General features: G+C 71.5%; 14 protein-coding genes. 6 read left to right on the forward strand and 8 right to left on the reverse strand.

The window, feature by feature from the left end:
* Positions 1-29 precede the first annotated feature (29 nt).
* Positions 30-563, forward strand: coding sequence for an HAD domain-containing protein (locus IF11_RS0132005; protein ID WP_240627692.1), 534 nt, complete (start codon positions 30-32; stop codon positions 561-563).
* 43 nt (positions 564-606) lie between these two features.
* Here IF11_RS0132005 and argH read toward each other — a convergent pair whose 3' ends face one another.
* From argH to IF11_RS0132020, 3 genes are all read right to left on the reverse strand, one after another.
* On the reverse strand, positions 607-2,034 hold the full coding sequence (gene argH, locus IF11_RS0132010; protein WP_030355293.1) for an argininosuccinate lyase: 1,428 nt from the start codon (positions 2,032-2,034) through the stop codon (positions 607-609).
* 83 nt (positions 2,035-2,117) lie between these two features.
* Entirely contained in the window at positions 2,118-3,311 is a 1,194-nt protein-coding gene (locus IF11_RS0132015; protein ID WP_030355294.1) for an argininosuccinate synthase, read from the reverse strand.
* A 62-nt stretch (positions 3,312-3,373) separates the two neighbouring features.
* Complete coding sequence (locus tag IF11_RS0132020; protein WP_030355295.1) at positions 3,374-3,772, reverse strand: DUF488 domain-containing protein; 399 nt, start codon at positions 3,770-3,772, stop codon at positions 3,374-3,376.
* 83 nt (positions 3,773-3,855) lie between these two features.
* Between IF11_RS0132020 and IF11_RS0132025 the strand changes: the two genes are divergently transcribed.
* The 5 genes from IF11_RS0132025 (at position 3,856) to IF11_RS0132045 (ending at position 8,078) form a co-directional block, all read left to right on the forward strand.
* Positions 3,856-4,437, forward strand: coding sequence for a pyridoxamine 5'-phosphate oxidase family protein (locus tag IF11_RS0132025; protein WP_030355296.1), 582 nt, complete (start codon positions 3,856-3,858; stop codon positions 4,435-4,437).
* Between the two features lie 106 nt (positions 4,438-4,543).
* Positions 4,544-5,305 carry a L,D-transpeptidase family protein gene (locus tag IF11_RS0132030; RefSeq protein ID WP_030355297.1) on the forward strand — a complete coding sequence of 254 codons (762 nt, stop codon included), beginning with the start codon at positions 4,544-4,546 and terminating at the stop codon, positions 5,303-5,305.
* Positions 5,306-5,403: 98 nt separating this feature from the next.
* Positions 5,404-6,771 (forward strand): ferredoxin reductase family protein, encoded by a 1,368-nt coding sequence (locus IF11_RS0132035; protein WP_030355298.1) that lies wholly within the window; start codon positions 5,404-5,406, stop codon positions 6,769-6,771.
* 9 nt (positions 6,772-6,780) lie between these two features.
* Positions 6,781-7,305 (forward strand): FMN-binding protein, encoded by a 525-nt coding sequence (locus tag IF11_RS0132040; RefSeq protein ID WP_051746401.1) that lies wholly within the window; start codon positions 6,781-6,783, stop codon positions 7,303-7,305.
* Positions 7,305-8,078, forward strand: a complete 774-nt coding sequence (locus tag IF11_RS0132045) for an FAD:protein FMN transferase (protein WP_030355300.1) — start codon at positions 7,305-7,307, stop codon at positions 8,076-8,078. The genes IF11_RS0132040 and IF11_RS0132045 overlap by 1 nt, the downstream gene beginning before the upstream one ends.
* A 36-nt stretch (positions 8,079-8,114) precedes the next feature.
* Here the strand turns inward: IF11_RS0132045 and IF11_RS0132050 are convergent, their stop codons facing one another.
* Genes IF11_RS0132050 through argC form a run of 5 tightly spaced genes read right to left on the reverse strand, consistent with a single transcriptional unit; the run spans position 8,115 to position 12,975 of the window.
* Positions 8,115-8,651, reverse strand: coding sequence for an arginine repressor (locus IF11_RS0132050; protein WP_030355301.1), 537 nt, complete (start codon positions 8,649-8,651; stop codon positions 8,115-8,117).
* A gap of 7 nt (positions 8,652-8,658) precedes the next feature.
* A complete protein-coding gene (locus tag IF11_RS0132055; protein WP_030355302.1) occupies positions 8,659-9,858 on the reverse strand; it encodes an acetylornithine transaminase in 1,200 nt (399 codons plus the stop codon).
* Positions 9,855-10,760: an acetylglutamate kinase gene (gene argB, locus IF11_RS0132060; RefSeq protein ID WP_030355303.1), complete on the reverse strand. Its 906-nt coding sequence runs from the start codon at positions 10,758-10,760 to the stop codon at positions 9,855-9,857. The genes IF11_RS0132055 and argB overlap by 4 nt, the downstream gene beginning before the upstream one ends.
* Complete coding sequence (gene argJ, locus IF11_RS0132065) at positions 10,757-11,941, reverse strand: bifunctional glutamate N-acetyltransferase/amino-acid acetyltransferase ArgJ (RefSeq protein ID WP_030355304.1); 1,185 nt, start codon at positions 11,939-11,941, stop codon at positions 10,757-10,759. The genes argB and argJ overlap by 4 nt, the downstream gene beginning before the upstream one ends.
* On the reverse strand, positions 11,938-12,975 hold the full coding sequence (gene argC / locus IF11_RS0132070) for an N-acetyl-gamma-glutamyl-phosphate reductase (RefSeq protein WP_030355305.1): 1,038 nt from the start codon (positions 12,973-12,975) through the stop codon (positions 11,938-11,940). Before argC ends, argJ begins: the two co-directional genes overlap by 4 nt.
* Positions 12,976-13,058 lie beyond the last annotated feature (83 nt).

Consider the following 13,058-nt stretch of genomic DNA (forward strand, 5'->3'; position numbering starts at 1 on the left):
CGCACTACCCAGAGGGAAGGAACCCGCGTATGAAGTCGCGTATGGACTCGCGTACGAAGCCACTGCTGCTGATCGATGTCGACGGTCCGCTGAACCCGTATCTCGCCCTCGCGGCCGAGGGGGCGCCGGAAGGGTACGTACGGCACTGGATGCGGCCCTCGGGCTGGCCCGCGGATCAGCCGCTGCCCGTGCTGCTCAACCCGGAGCACGGAGTGGAACTGCTGGCGCTCGCCGACCGCTACGAGCTGGTCTGGGCCACCACGTGGGAGAACGACGCCAATGAGTGGATCGCGCCGGTCCTCGGGCTGCCGGAGCTGCCGTACGTCGAGTGGTCCGGCCCGGAGCGCAGGGCCCCGCTCGGGACCTTCTGGAAGACGCCGTACGTACTGGAGTACGCGGCCGGACGGCCCTTCGCCTGGGTCGACGACGAGATCACCTCGTACGACCGCGCGTGGACGGACCAACGCCACCTCGCCGCCGCCCTGTTGATGCGTATCGATCCCCGGATCGGGCTGACCCGTCCGGACTTCGACACGCTCGCGGAGTGGGCGGCGGCGCTGTAGCGGCGAACGGCTCCAGGAGAGCCGGTTACTTCGGTGGCGGGGGCTACTTCTTGGCGTTCGCCCAGGCGTGCTGTATCACCAGATCGGCCTTGACCTCGGAGAGCTGGACGGCGACGGCCGACGGGGCCGTACCGCCCCGGCCGTTGCGGGAGGCCAGCGAGCCCGGCACATTGAGCACCGTCCGCACCTCGGGGGTGAGGTGCTCGGAGATCTTCGCGAACTGCTCGTCCGTCAGATCGGCCAGCTCGATACCGAGCGTCTCGCACTCCTTGACGCACTCCCCCGCGACCTCGTGCGCCACCCGGAACGGCACGCCTTGCCTGACCAGCCACTCGGCGATGTCCGTGGCGAGCGAGAAGCCGGCCGGTGCCAGCTCCGCCATCCGCTCCCGGTTGACGGTCAGCGTGGCCATCATGCCGGTGAAGGCCGGCAGCAGGACCTCCAGCTGGTCGCAGGAGTCGAAGACCGGCTCCTTGTCCTCCTGGAGGTCGCGGTTGTACGCGAGCGGCAGCGCCTTCAGCGTGGCCAGCAGCCCGGTGAGATTGCCGATGAGCCGGCCGGACTTGCCGCGCGCCAGCTCGGCGATGTCCGGGTTCTTCTTCTGCGGCATGATCGACGAGCCGGTGGAGAAGGCGTCGTGGAGGGTGACGAAGGAGAACTCCTTCGTGTTCCAGAGAATGATCTCCTCGGCGATCCGCGACAGATTGACGCCGATCATCGCGGTGACGAAGGCGAACTCGGCGACGAAGTCACGGGAGGCCGTGCCGTCGATCGAGTTCCCGACCGAGCCGCGCTCGAAGCCGAGGTCGGCGGCGACCGCCTCGGGGTCGAGCCCGAGCGAGGACCCCGCCAGCGCGCCGGAGCCGTACGGGGAGACCGCCGTGCGCTTGTCCCACTGCCGCAGCCGCTCCGCGTCCCGGGACAGCGACTGCGCGTGCGCCAGCACATGGTGGGCGAAGAGGACGGGCTGGGCGTGCTGGAGGTGCGTACGGCCGGGCATCGCGACGTCCGGGTGCGCCTCGGCGAGCCCGACCAGCGCGTCCTGGAGGTCCGCGATCAGGCCGCCGATGACCCGGGCGTGGTCACGGAGGTACATCCGGAAGAGCGTGGCGATCTGGTCGTTACGGGACCGCCCGGCGCGCAGCTTGCCGCCGAGGTCGGCGCCGAGCCGCTCCAGCAGGCCGCGCTCCAGCGCGGTGTGGACGTCCTCGTCCGCGACGGTGCCGGTGAACGAGCCGTCGGCGACATCGGCCTCCAGCTGGTCGAGACCGGCCAGCATGCGGGTCAGCTCATCGGCGGTGAGCAGCCCGGCCTTGTGCAGCACGCGGGCGTGGGCGCGGGAGCCGGCAATGTCGTACGGCGCGAGCCGCCAGTCGAAGTGGACGGACGCGGACAAGGCTGCCAGCGCCTCCGCCGGACCGTCGGCGAACCGGCCGCCCCAGAGCCGGACATCACCGTTGCTGCTGCTCACTGCTGCTCCTCAGAAGGGATCGGGAAGTACGACCGCCTCCCCGCCGCGGAGGAACGGGGAGGCGGACTGTCAAACGGTTGGGATCAGGCGAGGTCACGCCGAGCGGCGATCTTCGACGAGAGGCCGAAGATCTCGATGAAGCCCTGCGCCTTGGACTGGTCGAACGTGTCGCCCGAGTCGTACGTCGCGAGGTTGAAGTCGTACAGCGACTCGTCCGACTTCCGGCCGGTGACAACGGCCCGGCCGCCGTGCAGGGTCATCCGGATGTCGCCGGTGACATGCTGGTTGGCCTCGTTGATGAAGCCGTCCAGGGCGCGCTTGAGCGGCGAGAACCACAGGCCGTCGTAGACGATCTCGCCCCAGCGCTGCTCGACCTGCCGCTTGTAGCGGGCCAGCTCGCGCTCGACGGTGACGTTCTCCAGCTCCTGGTGCGCGGTGATCAGCGCGATGGCGCCGGGGGCCTCGTAGATCTCCCGGGACTTGATGCCGACGAGCCGGTCCTCGACCATGTCGATCCGGCCGATGCCCTGGGCGCCGGCCCGCTCGTTGAGCTGCTGGATCGCCTGGAGGACGGTGACGGGCTTGCCGTCGATGGCGACGGGCACGCCCTCCTTGAAGGAGACGATGACCTCGTCGGCCTCGCGGGGCGTGGCCGGGTTCGAGGTGTACTCGTACACGTCCTCGATCGGACCGTTCCAGATGTCCTCCAGGAAGCCCGTCTCGACGGCCCGCCCGAAGACGTTCTGGTCGATGGAGTACGGGGACTTCTTGGTGGTCGCGATCGGGAGGTTCTTCTGCTCGCAGAAGGCGATCGCCTTGTCGCGGGTCATCGCGTAGTCGCGGACCGGGGCGATGCACTTCAGATCCGGGCCGAGGGCGGTGATCCCGGCCTCGAAGCGCACCTGGTCGTTGCCCTTGCCCGTGCAGCCGTGGGCGACGGTGCCGGCGTTGTGCTTCTTCGCGGCGGCGACGAGGTGCTTGACGATCGTCGGCCGGGAGAGGGCGGAGACCAGCGGGTAGCGGTCCATGTAGAGGGCGTTGGCCTTGATCGCCGGGAGGCAGTACTCCTCGGCGAACTCGTCCTTCGCGTCCGCGACCTCGGCTTCGACGGCACCGCAGGCGAGCGCGCGCTTGCGGATGACGTCCAGGTCCTCGCCGCCCTGGCCGACGTCCACGGCAACGGCGATGACCTCGGCGCCCGTCTCCTCGGCGATCCAGCCGATGGCGACGGAGGTGTCCAGGCCGCCCGAGTAGGCGAGTACGACGCGCTCGGTCACGGGTTTCTCCTTACGGTGCATTCACTGACAGGTATAACTATGCGATGCACCGTATGGTTTTGTCAACGCGCTCCCCCGCGGACCTCCGCGGCGAGCAACAGGGCATGGCTGTGCCGCGTGTCCTTGGTGGCCGTGAGCAGGGTGAGCGTGTCCTCGGCGGCCAGTTCACGCAGCCGTACGAGGGCCTGCTCAGGGCCGGGTCCGGTGAGTTCGGCGGCGTACCGGCCGGCGAATTCCTCGAACCGCGCCGGATCGTGTCCGTACCACTTGCGCAGCTCCGCCGAGGGCGCGGCGTCCTTCAGCCACTCGTCCAGCGCGGCCTCGCTCTTGGCCAGTCCGCGCGGCCAGAGCCGGTCCACCAGTACCCGGGTGCCGTCGCCGGGCTCCGGCGCCTCGTACACCCGGCGTACTCGGACCTCGCGTCCCTCGGTGCCGCTCTTCGTCTTCCGCTCCTTCGTCATCGTTCCATCGTGCGACCGTCGGGGCCGTCCCACCCGTTGGAAACGGCCTTCCCGCCGGGCCCCCAGCGCCGATAATCCAGAACATGGGTAAGCGATACGAACGGATCGACGGCCGGATTCGGACCTTCATCGAGGAACAGCCCGTCTTCTTCACCGCCACCGCGCCGCTGGCGGCCGACGGCCATGTCAATCTCTCGCCCAAGGGGCGGGCCGGGACCCTCGTCGTGATCGACGAGCTGACCCTCGCCTATCTGGACTTCGGCGGCAGCGGCGCCGAGACCATCGCGCATCTGCGGGAGAACGGCCGCATCACCCTGATGTGGTGCGCGTTCACCGGACCGCCCAAGGTGCTGCGGGTGCACGGACGGGGGGAGCCGGTCTTCCGGGACGATCCACGCTGGGGCGAGTACATCCGCCTCTTCGCGGACGCCGACGGGCCCGGCGCCCGCGCGATCATCGTGATCCACGCCGAGCGCATCGGTGACGCCTGCGGTTTCGCCGTCCCCTTCATGGACTACCGGGAGGAGCGCACCCAGCACGCCGAGCACTTCGGCCGGAAGTCGGACGAGGAGTTCGCCGCGTACTGCGAGAAGAAGGACCATGTCGGGGTGAGCCTGGACGGGCTGCCGGCGCTGCCGCTGCCGCTCCCGGCACGCGCGGACTGAGGGGCCGCTTCCGGTCGGCCCCGCCGTCCGGCGCACCGCCGTCCGGCGCACCGCCGTTCGGAGCAGCGGAGAGGCCGCCGCCGCCCCGGCGGCATACGGTCCGGGCATGCGCATCGCTCTCGTACTCGGCTCCGTCCTGCTCACCGTCGCCACGCTCACGGCCGCGTCCCCCGGGGCGCCGTCCGCCGGGGCGCCGTCCGCCGGGGCGCCGTCCGCCGAGGTGCCGCTTCCCGAGCGGATGGCGGACACCGGCGGCGGCAGCCAGCTGATCACCGCCGAGGCCCCGGAGCCCGGAGCCACCACCGGCCGGGTGACCTGGTGGGACCGGCGCGGCGCGCGGTGGGTGGCGGCCGGTTCCGCCAAGGCGCGCTTCGGAGCGGGCGGGCTGACCGAGGGCCGGTCGCGCAAGCAGGGCACCTCGACCACCCCGACCGGGCTGTACGGCCTGCCGTACGGATTCGGCCTCGCGCCCGCGCCGGACGGGACGAGCGTCGGCTACCGCCCGGTGACGGAGCGGTCCTGGTGGTGCCAGGACAATGAGTCGCGGGCGTACAACCGCTGGGTGGAGGGGCTGCCGTCGGACTGCCGGGCGACGGAGTCCGAGCGTCTGGCCGACTACCCGTCCCAGTACGACCTCGCGCTGGTGATCGGCTTCAACTACGACCGGCCGGTGCGCGGCCGGGGCGCCGGGATCTTCCTGCACGTCAACGGCGAGGGCGCGACCGCCGGATGTGTCTCCGTACCGGCCGACGCGATGAGCGCCGTCCTGGCCTGGGCCGATCCGGACCGCCGTCCGCATATCGCGATCGGTACGTCCTCGGGACCGACGGCCATCACCTCCGTGAGGGCCGCCGAGAGCGCCACCTGACCGGCCCCCGGGCTCTTCTCCGCGCCCTCCGTTGAACTCTCCGCCGCTCACATCCGTATCGCCGGGCACGGAGGCAACGGAGGAGCAGTCCTGTGGCGATGTTGCACAACGGCCGGGCCGCCAGAAGGCAGACCCTGCGCGCGATCCGCCCGCGACGGTCGGGCGCGCTGCCCGTGCTGGCGGTCTGCTGGGCGGGGGCGGCGGCCGTCCTGGCCCTGTGGTGGCAGAACACCCCGGTCGTCCGTCTCGACGCGGCGGAGTGGCTGACCGGAGCGGGCCGGCTGACCGGGCTGCTCGGCGGATACGCGATCGCGATCGTGGTGCTGCTGATGGCCCGGATCCCCGCGCTGGAGCGGCGGGTGGGCTCCGACCGGGTGACGCGCTGGCACGCGACGGGCGGGCGGTACGCGGTCGGGCTGGTGATCGCCCATGTCCTGCTGACCGTCTGGGGGTACGCGGTCCGGGCCGGTACCGGTCTCGTGGAGCAGGGCGCCGGCGTCGTCCTCGAATACCCCCGGATGATCGAGGCGGCCATCGGAACCGTGCTCTTTCTCGTGATCGGCGGTGTCTCGGCGGGGGCGGTGCGCCGCCGGGTGCGCTACGAGACCTGGTACTACCTCCATCTGCTCACCTACGCCGCCGTCTATCTGACGTTCTGGCATCAACTCGCCACCGGAGCCGAGTTCGTCGGGAACCCGGCGGCCCGGACGGTCTGGTACGTGCTGTACGGCGCGGCGGGCGCGCTGCTGATCCGGTACCGCGTACTGGCCCCGATCCAGCTCAACCGGCGCCACCGGATGCGGGTCGAGAAGACCGTGTACGAGTCGCCCGGCGTGGTCTCCGTACTGATCACCGGCCGGCGGCTGCACCGGCTCGGCGCCCAGCCCGGCCAGTTCTTCCGCTGGCGGTTCCTCACCGACGGGCTGCGCTGGAGTTCCAATCCGTACTCCCTGTCCGCGGCGCCCCGGCCGGATCTGCTGCGGATCACCGTCAAGGCGAACGGCGGGCACAGCGCGGCCCTGTCCCGGCTGGAGCCGGGCACCCGGGTCTGGGCGGAGGGCCCGTACGGCGCCCTGACAGCCGCCCGGCGCAGCAAGGAGAAGGTGCTGATGATCGCGGGCGGCGCCGGCATCACGCCGATGCGGGCGCTGTTCGAGACGCTGCCCGGCGGGCCCGGTGATCTGACGCTGCTCTACCGGGCGAGCAAGACCGAGGATCTGGCGCTCTGGGCCGAGCTGCGGGAGATCGCGTCGGCGCGCGGCGCCCGGCTGCTGTACGCGGTCAACGGGCCGGACGGCGTGCGGCCCGAGATCACCCCGCGGCGGCTGCGGGAGCTGCTGCCGGACATCGGGGACCACGATGTCTATCTCTGCGGGCCCGCGGGGCTCGCCCGTCAGTCGTACGAGGCCCTGCGCGAGGCGGGCGTGCCCACCCGTCGTATCCATCACGAGTCCTTCGAACTGTGAGGCAGCCGAATGAAACCGACGAAGACGAGGCATCCGCTCCGGCGGATCATGATCGGCGCCGCCGCGACGGCGTCGGGCGTTGTCCTGCTGCTCGCGCTGAAGCAGCCCGGCGGGACGCCGGTGGCCGGGGCGCCGGTGGGGGCGGGGGCCGGTACGGGGGTGTCCGCCACGGCGGGCGCCGGCGGGTCCACGGCTGAGCCCGGCGGTGGGGCCGGGGTCGGAGCCGGGGACGGGGCCGGAGAGCCCGCTGCCGGCGGCTCGCGGACCGTGGTCGGGGATGCCGTGGACACCCAGTACGGGCCCGTCCAGGTCCGGATCACCGTCGCCGGCGGCAAGATCACCAAGTCCGAGGCGGTCCAGGCCCCCGACGCCGACGCGCGCAGCCAGTCGGTCACCGCCGACGCCGTCCCCCAGCTCGACCAGGCGGCCGTCACCGCCCAGAACGCCCGGATAGACGCCGTCTCCGGAGCCAGCTACACCAGCCAGGGCTACCGGGACTCGCTGCAGAGCGCGCTCGACAAGGCGGGTGTCTGATGGCGCCCGACACCGCCCGGCTGCGCCATGTCGAGGAGTCGATGGGCACGGTCTTCTCGTTCGACATCCGGGGGGTACAGGACGAGCCCCGGGTCCGCGCCGGGCTGCACGCGGCCGTGGCCTCGCTGCACCGCGCCGACGAGCTCTTCTCGACGTTCCGTCCGGACAGCCAGATCCTGCGGCTGGGGCGGGGAGAGCTCGCCCTGTCCGCGTGCGCGCGGGAGGTCGTCGAGGTGCTGGAGCTGTGCGCGGCGGCGGAGCGGGAGAGCGCGGGATGGTTCACCACCCGCTACGCGGGCGGTCTCGATCCGACGGGGCTGGTGAAGGGCTGGGCGGTGGAGCGTGCCGTACGGATGATCGCCTCGTCCGGGGCCGGTTCGGTGTGTCTCAACGGCGGTGGCGACATCCAACTGCTCGGCGGGCCCTGGCGGGTGGGGATCTCCGACCCGCTGCGCCCCGGCGGGCTGGCCACGGTCATCGAGACCGGCGAGGGGCTGGGCGTGGCCACCTCGGGACCCGCCGAGCGCGGCTGCCATGTCCTCGATCCGTACACGGGCCGGCCACCGGTCGGCGGGCTCGCCTCGGTCACCGTGGTCTGCCCGGAGGGGCTGACCACGGCCGACACCCGCGCGACGGCCGCGTACGCGATGGGCGAGCGGGCGCGCGGCTGGCTGGAGGCGCTGCCGGGCGCCGAGGGCTTCGCCGTCATGCCCGACGGCCGTACGTGGACGACGAGCGGCTTCCACCGCTATGTCGCCAAGGTCAGCGCCTGAGCGGAACCCACGACCGGGCTCTGAACTCCCCCGCTCTCAGCGGTCGTTCTGGGCCAGCTTCAGCAGATGGTCCGCGAGCGCCTGGCCGCCCGCCGGGTCGCGACTGATCAGCATCAGGGTGTCGTCTCCCGCGATGGTGCCCAGGATGTCGCTCAACTCCGCCTGGTCGATGGCCGAGGCGAGGAACTGCGCCGCGCCCGGCGGCGTACGCAGGACGACGAGATTGGCCGACGCCTCGGCGGAGATGAGCAGTTCACCGGCGAGCCGGCGCATTCGCTCCTCCTTCGCCGACTCCCCGAGCGGGGCGTGCGGGGTACGGAAGCCGCCCTCGCTCGGGACCGCGTAGATCAACTCGCCGCCGGTGTTGCGGATCTTGACCGCGCCCAGTTCGTCCAGGTCCCGGGAGAGCGTCGCCTGCGTGACGCTCAGCCCGTCGTCCGCGAGCACCTTCGCCAGCTGGCTCTGGGAGCGCACCGGCTGCCGGTTGAGGATGTCGACGATCCTGCGGTGGCGGGCGGTTCTGGTCTGCGGTACGGACTGCCCGCCGTGCTCGGTGTCCTGGGCCTCGGTCATCGTCGTCTCATTCTCCGTGTCGTCCATCCCCGTTGGCCGCGTCGAGAATGCCGGGCAGCGCCTCCAGGAGCGCGTCCACCTCGGTGTCGCCGATGATCAGCGGCGGCATCAGCCGTACGACATCCGGAGCGGGCACGTTCACGAGGAACCCGGCACCCTGAGCCGCCTGATGCACCTGGGGCGCGAGTGGCTCGGTGAGCACGATACCCAGGAGCAGTCCCGAGCCGCGGACGTGGGAGACCAGCGGATGGCCGAGACCCTCGATACCGTTCCGCAGTTTCTCGCCGAGCCGCTTCACCTGGTCCAGGAGTCCGCCGGCGGCGAGCGTGTCGAGTACGGCGAGTCCGGCGGCGCAGGCGACCGGGTTGCCGCCGAACGTCGTACCGTGCTGGCCGGGCTTGAGCAGCTCGGCCGCCTCCCCGAAGGCGACGGCCGCGCCGAGCGGCAGACCGCCGCCGAGCCCCTTGGCGAGGGTGACGACATCGGGCTCGACGCCCTGGTGCGCCTGGTGCTCGAACCAGTGCCCCGTCCTGCCGACGCCCGTCTGCACCTCGTCCAGGACCAGCAGCGTGCCGGTGGCGCGGGTGATCTCCCTGGCCGCCTCCAGATAGCCCTTGGGCGGGACGACCACGCCGTTCTCGCCCTGGATCGGCTCGATGATCACGAGGGCCGTCTCTTCGGTGACGGCGGCGCGCAGCGCCTCGGCGTCCCCGTACGGGACGTGGGTGACGTCACCGGGCAGCGGCCGGAAGGGCTCCTGCTTCGCGGGCTGGCCGGTGAGGGCCAGCGCGCCCATCGTGCGGCCGTGGAAGCCGCCGTCGGTGGCGACCATGTGCTGACGGCCCGTCAGCCGGCCGATCTTGAAGGCCGCTTCGTTCGCCTCGGCGCCGGAGTTGCAGAAGAAGACCCGGCCGGGGCGGCCGAAGAGCTGGATCAGCCGCTCGGCGAGCGCGACCGGCGGCTCGGCGATGAAGAGGTTGGAGACATGGCCGAGGGACGCGATCTGCCGCGAGACGGCGTCGACGACGGCGGGGTGCGCGTGGCCGAGGGCGTTGACCGCGATGCCGCCGACGAAGTCGGTGTACTCGACGCCGTCCGCGTCCCGGACCCTGGCGCCCTCTCCGTGGACGAGGGACAGCTTCGGCGTGCCGTAATTGTCCGCCATGACGCTCCGCCAGCGCTGCGCGAGCTTCTCGTTGCCGGTCACTTCGTGGCTCCTTCCTGTCCGTCGGGCACGACCATCGTGCCGATGCCCGAGTCGGTGAAGATCTCCAGCAGGATCGAGTGCGGCACCCGGCCGTCCAGGACGCGCGCGGTCCTGACCCCGTTGCGTACGGCGAACAGGCAGCCCTCCATCTTCGGCACCATCCCGCTGGACAGCTCGGGCAGCAGCTTCTCCAGCTCGGTGGCGGTGAGCCGGCTGATCACGTCGTCGCTGTTGGGCCAGTCCTCGTACAGCCCCTCGACATCGGTGAGGACCATCAGCGTCTCGGCGCCCAGCGCGGCGGCGAGCGCGGCGGCGGCGGTGTCGGCGTTGACGTTGTAGACATGGCCGTCGTCGGCGCTGCGCGCGATGGAGGAGATGACCGGGATCCGGCCGTCCGCCAGCAGCGCTTCGATGGCGCCCGTCTCGATCGCGGTGATCTCGCCGACCCGGCCGATGTCGACCAGCTCTCCGTCGATCCGGGGCCGGTGCCGGGTCGCGGAGATGGTGTGCGCGTCCTCGCCGGTCATCCCGACGGCGAGCGGGCCGTGCTGGTTGAGCAGCCCGACCAGCTCACGCTGGACCTGCCCGGCCAGCACCATCCGTACGACATCCATCGCCTCGGGCGTGGTGACCCGCAGCCCGGCCTTGAACTCGCTGACCAGACCGTGCCGGTCGAGCTGGGCGCTGATCTGCGGACCGCCGCCGTGCACGACGACCGGCTTGAGACCGGCCTGCCGCAGGAAGACGACGTCCTGCGCGAAGGCGGCCTTCAGGTCCTCGTCGATCATGGCGTTGCCGCCGAACTTGATGACGACGGTCTTCCCGTTGTGCCGGGTGAGCCAGGGCAGCGCCTCGATGAGGATCTGCGCCTTGGGCAGCGCGGTGTGCTTACGGGCGGTCATGAGCTGTACGCGCTGTTCTCGTGGACGTACTCGGCGGTGAGGTCGTTGGCCCAGATGACCGCGGAGTCCGTGCCCGCGGCCAGATCGGCGGTGATCCGTACCTCGCGGTACCGCATGTCGACGAGGTCGCGGTCCTCACCGACGGAGCCGTTCCTGCAGACCCAGACGTCGTTGATGGCGACATTGAGCCGGTCGGGCTCGAAGACCGCGCCGGTGGTGCCGATGGCGGAGAGCACCCGGCCCCAGTTGGGATCCTCGCCGTGGATGGCGCACTTGAGGAGGTTGTTACGGGCGATGGAGCGGCCCACCTCGACGGCGTCGTCCTCGGTCGCGGCGTTGATCACCTCGATACGGATGTCCTTGGAGGCGCCCTCGGCGTCACCGATCAGCTGGCGTGCCAGATCGGCGCAGACCGTACGGACGGCCTCGGCGAACTCGTCGTCACCGGGCGCCACCCCGGACGCGCCGGAGGCGAGCAGCAGCACGGTGTCGTTGGTGGACATGCAGCCGTCGGAGTCGACGCGGTCGAAGGTGGTACGGGTGGCGGCGCGCAGCGCGGTGTCCAGGGCCGGCGCCTCGATGTCGGCGTCGGTGGTGAGGACGACGAGCATGGTGGCGAGGCCGGGGGCGAGCATGCCCGCGCCCTTGGCCATGCCGCCGACCGTCCAGCCGTCGCCCTGGACCACCGCGGTCTTGTGCACCGTGTCGGTGGTCTTGATGGCGATGGCGGCCTTCTCGCCGCCGTGCGCGGAGAGCTCGGTGGCGGCCTTCTCGATGCCGGGGAGCAGCTTGTCCATGGGGAGCGGCAGGCCGATCAGTCCGGTGGACGCGACGGCGATCTCCCCGGCGCTGTGCCCGTCCGCGCCCTCGCCGTCCGCTCCCTGGGCGCTGAGGACCTCGGCGGCCTTCTCGGCGGTGGCATGGGTGTCCTGGAAGCCCTTCGGCCCCGTACAGGCGTTGGCGCCACCGGAGTTGAGGACGACGGCGGTCACCGCGCCGCCCTTGAGGACCTGCTCGGACCAGAGGACGGGGGCGGCCTTGACACGGTTGGAGGTGAAGACGCCCGCGGCGGCGCGGCGCGGACCGTTGTTGACCACGAGGGCCAGGTCCGGGCCGCCGTTCTCCTTGATTCCGGCGGCGATGCCCGCTGCCGTGAATCCCTTCGCTGCGGTGACGCTCAAGGTGCCACTCCGATCGTGGAAAGTCCGGTGTCCTCGGGGAGTCCGAGGGCGATGTTCATGCTCTGCACCGCGCCGCCGGCAGTGCCCTTGGTGAGGTTGTCGATGGCGCTGATCGCGATGATGCGGCCCGCGGCCTCGTCGTACGTGACCTGGATCTGTACGGCGTTGGAACCGTAGACGGACGCCGTGGCGGGCCACTGCCCCTCGGGGAGCAGATGGACGAAGGGCTCGTCCGCGAAGGCCTTCTCGTACGCGGCCCTGACCTCCTGCGCCGTGATGCCGGGCTTCGCCTTGGCGGAGCAGGTGGCGAGGATGCCGCGGGGCATGGGGGCGAGGGTGGGCGTGAAGGAGACGGTGACCCGCTCCCCCGCGGCCTCGCTCAGGTTCTGGATCATCTCGGGGGTGTGCCGGTGTCCGCCGCCGACGCCGTACGGGCTCATGGAGCCCATGACCTCGGAGCCGAGCAGATGCGGCTTGGCCGCCTTGCCCGCGCCCGAGGTGCCGGACGCGGCGGTGATCACGGCCTCGGGCTCGGCCAGCCCCACCGCGTACGCCGGGAAGAGCGCGAGCGAGACGGCGGTGGGATAGCAGCCGGGCACCGCGATACGCCTGGACCCCTCCAGCGCGGCGCGGGCACCCGGCAGCTCGGGAAGACCGTACGGCCAGGTCCCGGCGTGGGCGGACCCGTAGAACCGCTCCCAGTCCGCCGCGTCCTTCAGCCGGAAGTCGGCGCCCATGTCGACCACGAGCACCTCGTCACCGAGCCGCTCGGCGACGGCCGCGGACTGACCGTGCGGCAGCGCCAGAAAGACGACCTCATGCCCGGCGAGCACCTCGGGCGTGGTCTCCGCCAGCACCCGGTCCGCGAGCGGCAGCAGATGCGGCTGAAGCCCACCGAGCCGCCGGCCCGCGTTGGAGTTGCCGGTGAGGGCTCCGATCTCGATCCCGGGGTGGCCGAGAAGCAGCCGGAGCAGCTCCCCGCCCGCGTACCCACTGGCTCCCGCCACCGCGGCACGCACCGTACGTACAGCCATCGACAAACCCTCCTCAGTAATGGCATGACTATACGTTTCCCCGCAGCTTTATGCAATGACAGGTGCTGGTGGCGGGCCTGCCG

Source organism: Streptomyces scopuliridis RB72, from assembly GCF_000718095.1.
GTDB classification, from domain to species: Bacteria; Actinomycetota; Actinomycetes; order Streptomycetales; family Streptomycetaceae; genus Streptomyces; species Streptomyces scopuliridis.

Bases quoted from the DNA above. Each gene is read 5' to 3' on its own strand.
- IF11_RS0132005 (WP_240627692.1), top strand. From the start codon at position 30: ATGAAGTCGCGTATGGACTCGCGTACGAAGCCACTGCTGCTGATCGAT.
- IF11_RS0132020 (WP_030355295.1), bottom strand. From the start codon at position 3,772: ATGACGAAGGAGCGGAAGACGAAGAGCGGCACCGAGGGACGCGAGGTC.
- IF11_RS0132025 (WP_030355296.1), top strand. From the start codon at position 3,856: ATGGGTAAGCGATACGAACGGATCGACGGCCGGATTCGGACCTTCATC.
- IF11_RS0132030 (WP_030355297.1), top strand. From the start codon at position 4,544: ATGCGCATCGCTCTCGTACTCGGCTCCGTCCTGCTCACCGTCGCCACG.
- IF11_RS0132035 (WP_030355298.1), top strand. From the start codon at position 5,404: ATGTTGCACAACGGCCGGGCCGCCAGAAGGCAGACCCTGCGCGCGATC.
- IF11_RS0132040 (WP_051746401.1), top strand. From the start codon at position 6,781: ATGAAACCGACGAAGACGAGGCATCCGCTCCGGCGGATCATGATCGGC.
- IF11_RS0132045 (WP_030355300.1), top strand. From the start codon at position 7,305: ATGGCGCCCGACACCGCCCGGCTGCGCCATGTCGAGGAGTCGATGGGC.
- IF11_RS0132050 (WP_030355301.1), bottom strand. From the start codon at position 8,651: ATGACCGAGGCCCAGGACACCGAGCACGGCGGGCAGTCCGTACCGCAG.
- argB (WP_030355303.1), bottom strand. From the start codon at position 10,760: ATGACCGCCCGTAAGCACACCGCGCTGCCCAAGGCGCAGATCCTCATC.
- argC (WP_030355305.1), bottom strand. From the start codon at position 12,975: ATGGCTGTACGTACGGTGCGTGCCGCGGTGGCGGGAGCCAGTGGGTAC.